The following is a 9,689-nucleotide window of genomic DNA, read 5'->3' on the forward strand; positions in this document are numbered from 1 at the left end:
TCGACACCTCTCCCCCAATCGACGGGGGAGAGGAAAGGCCCCCTCACTTCGCCCGCCGGCTTTCAATCCAGAAAAATGGGAGGGGCCGCCTTTGCTGCGCGTGATCTCCCCCCTCCAGGGGGAGATGGCCGGCAGGCCAGAGGGGGTCGGTTCGACCGGATGCGACCCTCTTTTCTATTCGCCGTACCCACTCACGCCGGCCCGCCGAGCCGCGGCGGCGACAGCAGGTCCTCGGCGGAAATCGTCCGCGCCTCCGAGGGCAGCATGATCGGGATGCCGTCGCGCACCGGATAGGCAAGTTTGGCCACGCGCGAGATCAGCTCGCCGCGCTCCGCATCCCAGGTCAGCGGACCCTTGGTCAGCGGGCACGCCAGCAGCTCCAGCAGCTTCGGATCGACACTGGCCTTCTGTCCGTCACGTCCTTCCGCAGCCATTGCACTTTTCCCTGTCCGACTGGTGCCTAAGGTGTGTTGAGATACAGGTCAGGCCCAGTCGAGAATGGTGGCTTCCGAGAACCGGGGCGGAGCGTACTTGAAGTACGTGAGCACCGGAAGCACCGGAAGCCGCCGTTTGCAGGCCGGCCTCACCTGAATATCGATACACCTACTGCAGGCTCGAGCCAAAATCCTCACCCTCGCGCGCCAGCGCCATTTCGGTGATGGCGATCAGCGTTTCGGCGCGCGTTTTCAGGTCCGCCGCCTCGAGCAGCGCCTGTTTCTCGGCCGGCCCATAGGGCGCCATCATCGACAGCGCGTTGACCAGCATGGCGTTCTCGGCGCGGCTGACGCTCTCCCAGTCGGCTTCGAGATCATTGGCCTGCAGATAGGCCCGAAACGCCTTCAGCAGCGACGGTCGGTCGACCTCGGCGCCGGCGCGGTCTTCATCGAGATCGGCGAGGAAGGGCGCGATCCGGCATTGCCGGAACGGCGTCTTGGTGGCGGCCTCATGCGTGATGCGGAAGCGGCAGACGCCTTGCAGCGAGATCAGGTAGCGGCCGTCGCCGCTCTCGGCCAACGAGATGATGCGCCCGGCGCAGCCGACGCTGCACAGTTCCGGTTCGCCGTCGTCGCGCAGGGCGCCGTCGAGACTGGGCTGGATGATGCCGATCAGCCGCGCGCCGCCGACCGCCTCGTCGACCATCTGCAGATAGCGCGGCTCGAAAATGTTGAGCGGCATGCGCCCGCCCGGCAACAGCAGCGCGCCGGCAAGCGGAAACACCGGGATCGTCGCCGGCAGATCGGCGCCACGCCGGTAATGCGCGTTTCCCGCCTGCAAATCAGCCCTCCGATCGCCTGAAGCGTGTCAAAGCCGCGATCTCCTCCTCGCCGCCAAAGGCTACTCGTGCCTCCAAGCTGTGTCGAGATTCAGGTCAGGCCGGCCTCACCTGAAAAATCAACGCAGCTTAATCTGGCGCATTCGCATCCGGCCGCAAGCCCATGCGGCAAAAACAGCCGGCGAACCGCCTCAGGAAAACAGCAGCGACGACAGTTTGCGCCGTGCGGCAAGCGTCGCCTCGTCGGTCATGCCCCAGGCTTCGAAGAATTTTAACAGCTGCGCCTTGGCGCCGTCGTCGTTCCAGCTCCGGTCGGCCTTGATGATCGCCAGCAGATTGTCGGCGGCTTGCGTCCGCTCGCCGCGGGCATTCTGGATCATCGAAAGGTCGAAGCGCGCCTGGTGGTCGGCCGGATTGGCGGCAAGGCGGCGCTCGAACTCGGCCGGATTGCCGAGCGAGGCGGCCTGCGCGGCGAGCGCGATCCTGGCGCGCAGCGCGGCAAGTGGCGGCGCGTCCTTCTTGTCTTCCGGCGCCCGCGCCAGAACGGCCTCGGCGCCTTCCGTGTCGCCGGCCTCGAACAGCAGCTCGCCGAGTCCGGCGATCGCCTCGATCGTTTCCGGCGCCTGCTCGAGAATGGCGTCGTAGATGTCGGCCGCGGTCTGCGCGTCACCTGCGCCGCGCGCTTCCGCCGCCGCCGCCAGCGCCTCCGCCACCTGGTTGCCGGCGCCGTTCTTGCCGCCGACCTTCTTGATGAACTCGGCGATCTGGCTTTCGGGAATGGCGCCCATGAAGCCGTCCACCGGCTGGCCGTTCTTGAAGGCGATGACCGCCGGGATCGACTGGATGCCGAGCTGGCCGGCGATCGAGGGGTGGTCGTCGATGTTCATCTTGACCAGCTTGACCGAGCCGCCGGCGGCCTTGACCGCCTTTTCGAGCTGCGGCGTCAATTGCTTGCAGGGGCCGCACCACGGCGCCCAGAAGTCGACCAGCACCGGCTGGCGGCGCGATTCCTGGACGACGTCGGCGGCGAAGCCGGCCGTCGTCGTGTCCTTGATCAGGTCGGCCGGCGCCTCGCCGAGCGAGAGCTTGGGCTCGCCGCCGCCATATTGCACCGTCGTGGCATACTGGCCGCCACTGCTGCCGAATGGATTGTTGTCGCTCATGTCATTGCCCTTCCGGTCGCGCCGCCGGCCAGCGGGAGGCGCGACAATTCTTGCTGGAGGTCAGGTTTCGCCATCCATGTGGCGATCATGACGTGACTTTCAAGATAACAGCATCGTGTCCGGTTGCCTCGACGAATCTGACGAGATCGGCCGATGCGATCGAAGTTGTCGCCTCGTTGGTCAGCGGATGCGCATTGATGACCGCATGGCTCATCAACTCCTGGTCGAGAAAGACCTTGACCCGCCGCTCGCTGTCGTTGATCAGCCCGAAGACGGTGACTGCGCCCGGAATGACGCCGAGCAGTTCCATCAGCATTTCCGGCTTGCCGAACGAGACGCGGCCGGCCGCGCCGATCAGATGATGGATCTGCTTGAGATCGACCTCCGCCTCCTCATCCACGGTGACGAGAAAGAAATTGTCCTTCTTGTCCTTGAGGAACAGGTTCTTGGTGTGGCCGCCGGCGATCTCGCCGCGCAGCGCCTGGGAATCGGCGACCGTGTAGAGCGGCGGATGGCGGATCGTCGACACGCCGATGCCGAGGTCGGCAAGAAAGGCATTGAGCTCGGCTTCGGTCTTCGGCATCGGTCCTCACTTCTGTCGCGCTTGGTCTCGGCTCCGGCTACGCCGTTTACGGCCAATCACCGCACCGAGACAAGACCGTCGCCGGGGCAAGCGACGAATCCCCGCATCTGCCGCAACGGAGCTTCTAGCCCTGTCGAGCTAGGTGAAAAAGCCCGTCATTTCCCTGTTGCAATCGCCGCGCTCTTCAGCCATATAGGCCCGGCTTGCGGCCCAAAGCCGCGTGAGCGGGTGTAGCTCAGGGGTAGAGCACAACCTTGCCAAGGTTGGGGTCGAGCGTTCGAATCGCTTCACCCGCTCCAGTTTCCCTCCGGGGATCAAGCAAACGAAAAGCCGCGGTTCGCCGCGGCTTTTTCGCGTTTTGGGCCCTTCAGAACAAGATACCGTTGCGCGCCATTCCCCATACCGCGGCGACGCAATGAAGGATCCCGATGGGCAGCGCAAGCAGCGGCCTGAAGCGGATCAGCGCAACATAGATCGTGAATTGGACGCAGGCGCTGAGCAACCCGGGCAAGGCGCCAGCGCCAGCCATCATCAGCAGCATCACCCAGGGGACCACGATGAAACCCGGGACATTCGTTCCGTGCCCGGCGCCCATGGTGAAAATCGCGACGAGGAACCCGACAAGGCCGAGGCCGACCCCGGCCGCGATTATCTTCAGCATCGCGCTGGTTCCCACGATTTATGGCTCGGCTCATACCCCGGAGAATAGGGGAAAGTCGCGACGCAAAGGAAGCGCGTCGCCGTCCACTCCTGACGTCTGCCGCCTTTATTACGCCAGCCTCGCCCGCGTCGTCCTCGGCGTCGCCAGCAGCAAACTCGTCTCGCTCCCCGTTATGCCGGGAATGAGCCGGATCCGCCGCAGCACCGCGTCGAAATCGGTCAGCGACGCGGTGCCAAGCTCGACCACCAGGTCCCAGCGGCCGTTTGTGGTGTGGATGGTCGACACTTCGGCGAAGCCGCCCAGCGCCCGGATCACGCGGTCGACGGCATGGCCCTCGATCTCGATCATCATCACGCCGCGCATGCGCTGGTCGACCGCGTCGGCGCGCAGCACCACCGTGTAGCCGATGATATCGCCCGACTTTTCCAGCCGCGCCATGCGCGATCGAACCGTGGCGCGCGACACGCCGAGGTCGACCGCGAGATCGGAGACGCTGCGCCGTGCATCGTGCCTCAGCAGCGTCACCAGCCTTTCGTCAAGCGCATCCATGACTGCCCATTTCGATCAAATCATTTGTCCAATATGATAGATCAGCCTTCTCGAAATGCCAATTTCGTCTGTTCAAACCGCCACCGGATGATGGTTCATTCCTGCGATCAATCGCAAGGACGGATAGAATCATGCGCTGCAGGATCGTTGGCGCGCCGGTGCAGGACGGTGCGGGCAGGATGGGATGCGAGATGGGGCCGAGCGCGCTGCGCACGGCGGGGCTGGTCTCGGTGCTGTCGGAACTCGGCCACCAGGTCGAGGACTGGGGCGCGGTCGAGAAGGCCGAGGCGCGCGCTGTCGTCCACGGCAATCTTGCGCTGAAAGCGCTGCCGGAGATTTCCGCCTGGACGGCGGCGATCGCCGACACCGCCTACGCGGCGTCTCGCGAAGCATTGCCGATCTTCCTCGGCGGCGACCATTCGATCTCCGCCGGCACGGTATCCGGGGTCGCGCGCCGGGCGGCGGAACTCGGCCGGCCGCTCTTCGTGCTGTGGCTCGACGCGCATCCGGATTTCCATACGCTCGACACCACAACCAGCGGCAATCTGCACGGTGTGCCGCTCGCCTATGCGAGCGGGCAGGCCGGCTTCAAGGGCTATTTCCCGGATCTACCTGTGACCGTCGATCCTGCCCGCATCTGCGCCATGGGCCTGCGCAGCGTCGATCCGGCCGAGCGCCGCGCGCTGAACGAGGCGGGCGTCACCGTGCATGACATGCGCACCATCGACGAGCATGGCATTGCGCCCTTGCTGCGCGCCTTCCTGGCCAAGGTCGAGCAGGAAAACGGCCTGCTGCATGTCAGCCTCGATGTCGATTTCCTCGACCCGTCGATCGCCCCGGCCGTCGGCACCACCGTGCCCGGCGGCGCCACCTTCCGCGAGGCGCATCTGGTGATGGAGATGCTGTCCGACAGCGGCCTGGTCACCAGCCTCGACCTCGTCGAGCTCAACCCGTTCCTCGACGAGCGCGGCCGCACCGCCACCCTGATGGTCGACCTCACCGCCAGCCTGATGGGCCGCCGCATCATGGACCGCCCGACCCGCAGCCATTCCGGAAGCCTCTGATCATGACCCAGCCGTCCCGCCTTGCCATCGTCCCTTTCGTCAGCGTCGACCGCATGATGAAGCTGGTGCTCACCATCGGCGTCGAGCGCTTCCTCACCGAGCTTGCCACCTATGTCGAGGAGGATTTCCGCCGCTGGGAGCTGTTCGACAAGACGCCGCGCATCGCCTCGCACAGCCATGACGGCGTCATCGAGCTGATGCCGACCAGCGACGGCAAGATGTACGGCTTCAAATATGTCAACGGCCATCCGAAGAACATGCGCGAGGGCCGCCAGACGGTCACCGCCTTCGGCGTGCTCGCCGATGTCGGCTCCGGCTATCCGATGCTGCTGACCGAGATGACCATCCTGACGGCGCTGCGCACCGCCGCCACTTCCGCCGTCGCGGCCAAATACCTGGCGCCGAAAGGTTCGCGCGCCATGGCCATCATCGGCAACGGCGCCCAGTCCGAGTTCCAGGCCATCGCCTTCAAGGCGCTGCTCGGCATCGACAGGCTGCGCCTCTACGACATCGACCGTTCGGCTTCTGAAAAATGCGCCCGCAACCTCGCCGGCAAGGGTTTCGACATCACCATCTGCGCGACCGGCCAGGACGCGGTCGAAGGCGTCGACATCATCACCACGGTGACGGCGGACAAGCAGTACGCGACCATCCTCACCGACAACATGGTCGGCGCCGGCGTCCACATCAACGCCGTCGGCGGCGACTGCCCCGGCAAGACGGAGCTGCATCGCGACATCCTGCTGCGCTCCGACATCTTCGTCGAGTTCCCGCCGCAGACCCGCATCGAGGGCGAGATCCAGCAGCTCGACGCCGACCATCCGGTGACCGAGCTGTGGCAGGTGATGACCGGCAAGGCGCAAGGCCGCAAGGCGCCGGAGCAGATCACGCTGTTCGATTCCGTCGGCTTCGCCACCGAGGATTTTTCCGCCCTGCGCTACGTCCGCGACCAGCTCCAGGCCACCGGCCTCTATGAGGAGCTCGACCTGCTCGCCGACCCCGACGAGCCGCGCGACCTGTTCGGCATGCTGCTGAGAGCGGAGATGCAGCCAGCGGCTTGAGCCTTTTCCTTCTCCCCGTTTCACGGGGAGAAGGTGCCCGAAGGGGCGGATGAGGGGCAGCGCTGACGTCAACATTTGCCGCCACCAATGCATGTCGCCATTCGGGACACTGGCTTACTGGCTAACTTTTTCGATCTGCCTCGTTTTTCGGCGTATACGGCCCAACGTGTCCAGAACTCTTAAGCGCTTCAACGGGACGCCGTCATACTCCGTAAGAGAACGGCGGCCGTTTCGATCTACAACGGTCAGCACTGCGCGGCACCTGCCGCCTATGGCATCAAACGCAGCGAGAAAACTCTGGAAGTCCGTCACCTCCGCGCCGTTCTTTTTGCAGAAGGCAGGAAAGGCTTGCCCAAACATGACCGCAGCACTTTTCAATTGGTCCGAAGGGCGGCCTCTGACAACACTCCCGCGCAGGAAGTCGATCTCGATTACTCCACCCGTGGTGGTGGCGGCCTCTCCAAACACGTCGGTTTGGCAGTAGCCGACAACAAAGCCTAGGCCACTTGCCATCGAGTCGGCGAAGTTGTGAGCGATTGCGCAAAGACGTTCATGCTTCATCCTGGAAGGATAGCAACCTCATCGTCTGCTTTCCACTCGTGCTGGTCCTTTCATTTATGAGTTCACGGCCGAAGTAAGAAAACCTGTTCTCAATTTCGGGATCGCTTTACCCGCGCAACGGCGCGCAGCTTTCCCTCTCGACCAGCACGGGCATCAGGATCTCTCGGCGCGAATGCGCGGCCGGCTCGGCGACGCGCTCCAGCAGCAGGCTGACCGCCCGCGTTCCGATCTTCTCCACCGGCTGCGCGATCGTCGTCAGCGGCGGCCAGGTGGTGACGGCATAGGGGATGTCGTCGAAGCCGATCATCGACATGTCGTCGGGAACCCGCAATCCGCGTGAGCGCAGCGCCGTGACCGCGCCCATCGCCATCAGATCGTTGCAGGCGAACACCGCCGTGATGTCGGGCGCCTGCGTCAGCAGCCGCTCCATCGCCAGGCGGCCGCCGGCGAAATGGTAGTCGGAATCGACCCCTGCTGAAGCCGGCAGGTCGACGCCTGCTTCCTGCAGCGCCCGGGTAAAGCCGCGCAGGCGCGCCGGGCTGGAGCTCGAATCGCGCGGGCCGCCGATGACGCCGATCCGCTTGTGCCCGAGCCCGACCAGATACTGGCCGGCGAGATAGCCGCCGTGATCGTGGTCGACCAGCACGGAATCGACATGGACGGAATGGATCTCGCGGTCGAGCAGCACCGCCGGCACGTCGGGCGCGAGGCGCGAGAACACCCCCGCATGGTCGGACGAGCCGGCGAAGATCAGCCCGTCGATCTGCTTGGCCATCAGCACCGACAGATAGCGCTCCTCCTTCTCGGCGCTGCCGTCGGAGTTGCACAGGATCACCGTATAGCCGGCGACAAACCCGGCATCCTCGATCTGGCGCGCGACGCTGGCGAAGAACGGGTTGGAATTGTCGGGGAGCAGCAGGCCGATGGTTTTGGTCTCGCCGCGCCTGAGACTCCGCGCCAGCGAATTCGGGCTGTAGCGCAGGGCCGCGATCGCCGCGCGCACGCGCTCGGCCGTCTCCGGCTCGACATGGCGCGTGCGGTTCATCACATGCGAGACCGTTGCGACGGACACCCCCGCGTAACGCGCGACATCGGCGATCGTTGTCATGGCCCCTGGTCCCAGCGCTCCTACATTTCCCACGCAAGTCCGGACGGAAAACCTAGCGTATCTTGCGCAACAGCCTCTCCCTATATGCGTCTAGGATGACGGCGAGCACGATGACAAGCCCAATCACGATCGGCTTGAAATTGTCGCCGACGCCCAGAAGCTGCAGGCCGGTGCTCAGCACCTGCAAAATGCAGGCGCCGACCAGCGTGCCGATGATCGAGCCCTTGCCGCCGCTGAGGCTGGTGCCGCCGATGATGACCGCGGCGATCGCGTTGAGCTCGTAGCCGACGCCGGCGATCGGGCTGCCGATGTTGAGGCGCAACAGATAGACCATCGCCGCGATGCCGGCGGTCAGGCCGCTGATGGTGAAGGCCGCGACCTTGTAGAAGTCCGGATTGTGCCCGGAGAGCCGCACCGCCTCGTCATTGGTGCCGACGGCGAAGATCATGCGGCCGAAGACGGTGAAGCGCAGCACGAACCAGCCGACCGCGATCACCAGCACCGCGACCAGGAAGATCGAGGGCAGGAAGCCGCCGATGATCAGATTGCCGAAATCGACGAAGCTCTGCGGCAGGCCGGTGATGGTCGAATTGTCGCTGACCACGCGCGCCGCGCCTGCGGCCATGTTGAGCATGCCGAGCGTGACGATGAAGGAGGGGATCTTCCAGCGCGTCGAGATCCAGCCGTTGAGGAGTCCGCAGGCGGCACCCGTCGCCATGCAGGCCAGCAGCGCCAGCGTGATCGCCACCGCCGGCGACAGGCTCTCGTTGATCATGATGGTGGCGCCCACCACCGTGCACAGCGCCAGCACCGAGCCGACCGACAGGTCGATGCCGCCGGTGAGGATGACGAAGGTCATGCCGGCCGCCAGCACCGTGTTGATGGCGATCTGCACGAAGATCTTCAGCGCGTTGCCGGGCGTCGCGAAATAGGGCGCGCTGGCCGAGAAGAACACGGTGATCAGCACCAGCGCCAGGAGCACGCCGGCATCGCGGATGAGGAAGCGCAGGAATTTCGCCCGGCCGGGGGAAACAGGCGCCGACACGGTTGCTTCGGACGTCTCGCTCATGGTCGCACATACTCCTGATAGGCGAGCGACAGGATGCGCTCCTGGTCGAATTCGGCGCGCGGCACCTCGCCGACAATTCTGTTTTTTGAAAAGACGACGATGCGGTGGCACATGCCCATCAGCTCGGGCAGGTCGGACGACACCATGATGATGCCCTTCTTAGCCGCCGCCAGCATCCACAAGAGCTGGTAGATCTCGCGCCGCGCGCCGATGTCGACGCCGCGTGTCGGCTCGTCGAGGATCAGTGTCGAGGTGCCGCGGAACAGCCATTTGGCCAACACCACCTTCTGCTGGTTGCCGCCGGACAGGTTGCGCACCGCCTGCTCGATCGAGCTTGCCTTGACGCGCAGCTGGCCGACCAGGTCGGTCGCCGCCACCGCCTCCGCCTTGCGGTTGACCAGCCCGTGGCGCGAGACCTTGCCGAGATCGGTGATGGTGATGTTCTTGTCCACCGGCAGGTCGAGCAGCAGGCCCTGCCCCTTGCGGTCCTCGGTCAGCAGGCTCAAGCCATGCCGGACCGCGTCCTTGGGCGCCGTGATCGCCACCGGCCTGCCGTCAATGGCGACGACGCCATCGAGTTTCGGATCGGCCCCGAAC

Annotated in this window: 12 protein-coding genes and 1 tRNA gene; 3 read left to right on the plus strand and 10 right to left on the minus strand. The window is 65.1% G+C overall.

Going from position 1 to position 9,689, the window contains the following annotated elements; genetic code table 11:
- Positions 1–191: 191 nt before the first annotated feature.
- The 4 genes from EN780_RS19435 to EN780_RS19450 form a co-directional block, all read right to left on the minus strand.
- Positions 192–434 (minus strand): Trm112 family protein, encoded by a 243-nt coding sequence (locus tag EN780_RS19435; RefSeq protein ID WP_127309154.1) that lies wholly within the window; start codon positions 432–434, stop codon positions 192–194.
- Positions 435–603: 169 nt separating this feature from the next.
- Complete coding sequence (locus EN780_RS19440; RefSeq protein WP_127309153.1) at positions 604–1,275, minus strand: LON peptidase substrate-binding domain-containing protein; 672 nt, start codon at positions 1,273–1,275, stop codon at positions 604–606.
- 189 nt (positions 1,276–1,464) lie between these two features.
- Positions 1,465–2,436 carry a thioredoxin gene (gene trxA / locus EN780_RS19445; protein ID WP_127392684.1) on the minus strand — a complete coding sequence of 324 codons (972 nt, stop codon included), beginning with the start codon at positions 2,434–2,436 and terminating at the stop codon, positions 1,465–1,467.
- A gap of 85 nt (positions 2,437–2,521) precedes the next feature.
- Positions 2,522–3,019 carry a prolyl-tRNA synthetase associated domain-containing protein gene (locus EN780_RS19450; RefSeq protein ID WP_127309151.1) on the minus strand — a complete coding sequence of 166 codons (498 nt, stop codon included), beginning with the start codon at positions 3,017–3,019 and terminating at the stop codon, positions 2,522–2,524.
- Between the two features lie 224 nt (positions 3,020–3,243).
- Here EN780_RS19450 and EN780_RS19455 point away from each other — a divergent pair.
- Positions 3,244–3,318 (plus strand) — tRNA-Gly (locus tag EN780_RS19455).
- 68 nt (positions 3,319–3,386) lie between these two features.
- Here the strand turns inward: EN780_RS19455 and EN780_RS19460 are convergent.
- Together EN780_RS19460 and EN780_RS19465 are read right to left on the minus strand one after the other, a co-directional pair.
- Positions 3,387–3,680 carry a hypothetical protein gene (locus EN780_RS19460; protein ID WP_127309150.1) on the minus strand — a complete coding sequence of 98 codons (294 nt, stop codon included), beginning with the start codon at positions 3,678–3,680 and terminating at the stop codon, positions 3,387–3,389.
- Between the two features lie 108 nt (positions 3,681–3,788).
- Positions 3,789–4,229, minus strand: coding sequence for an Lrp/AsnC family transcriptional regulator (locus EN780_RS19465; protein WP_128275033.1), 441 nt, complete (start codon positions 4,227–4,229; stop codon positions 3,789–3,791).
- Positions 4,230–4,360: 131 nt separating this feature from the next.
- Between EN780_RS19465 and rocF the strand changes: the two genes are divergently transcribed.
- Positions 4,361–5,293 (plus strand): arginase, encoded by a 933-nt coding sequence (rocF, locus tag EN780_RS19470; RefSeq protein ID WP_127392518.1) that lies wholly within the window; start codon positions 4,361–4,363, stop codon positions 5,291–5,293.
- Positions 5,294–5,295: 2 nt separating this feature from the next.
- Positions 5,296–6,354: an ornithine cyclodeaminase gene (locus EN780_RS19475; protein ID WP_127392517.1), complete on the plus strand. Its 1,059-nt coding sequence runs from the start codon at positions 5,296–5,298 to the stop codon at positions 6,352–6,354.
- A 114-nt stretch (positions 6,355–6,468) separates the two neighbouring features.
- Here EN780_RS19475 and EN780_RS19480 read toward each other — a convergent pair whose 3' ends face one another.
- From EN780_RS19480 to EN780_RS19495, 4 genes are all read right to left on the minus strand, one after another.
- Complete coding sequence (locus EN780_RS19480; RefSeq protein ID WP_127392516.1) at positions 6,469–6,915, minus strand: hypothetical protein; 447 nt, start codon at positions 6,913–6,915, stop codon at positions 6,469–6,471.
- A gap of 106 nt (positions 6,916–7,021) precedes the next feature.
- Positions 7,022–8,023 carry a substrate-binding domain-containing protein gene (locus EN780_RS19485; protein WP_128275034.1) on the minus strand — a complete coding sequence of 334 codons (1,002 nt, stop codon included), beginning with the start codon at positions 8,021–8,023 and terminating at the stop codon, positions 7,022–7,024.
- 52 nt (positions 8,024–8,075) lie between these two features.
- A complete protein-coding gene (locus EN780_RS19490; protein ID WP_127284792.1) occupies positions 8,076–9,092 on the minus strand; it encodes an ABC transporter permease in 1,017 nt (338 codons plus the stop codon).
- Positions 9,089–9,689: ATP-binding cassette domain-containing protein (locus tag EN780_RS19495; RefSeq protein ID WP_133372647.1), on the minus strand; the 601-nt coding region annotated here is incomplete at its 5' end. The genes EN780_RS19495 and EN780_RS19490, both read right to left, overlap by 4 nt.

The sequence above is a fragment of the Mesorhizobium sp. M4B.F.Ca.ET.089.01.1.1 genome, from assembly GCF_004022605.1.
GTDB lineage: Bacteria > Pseudomonadota > Alphaproteobacteria > Rhizobiales > Rhizobiaceae > Mesorhizobium > Mesorhizobium abyssinicae.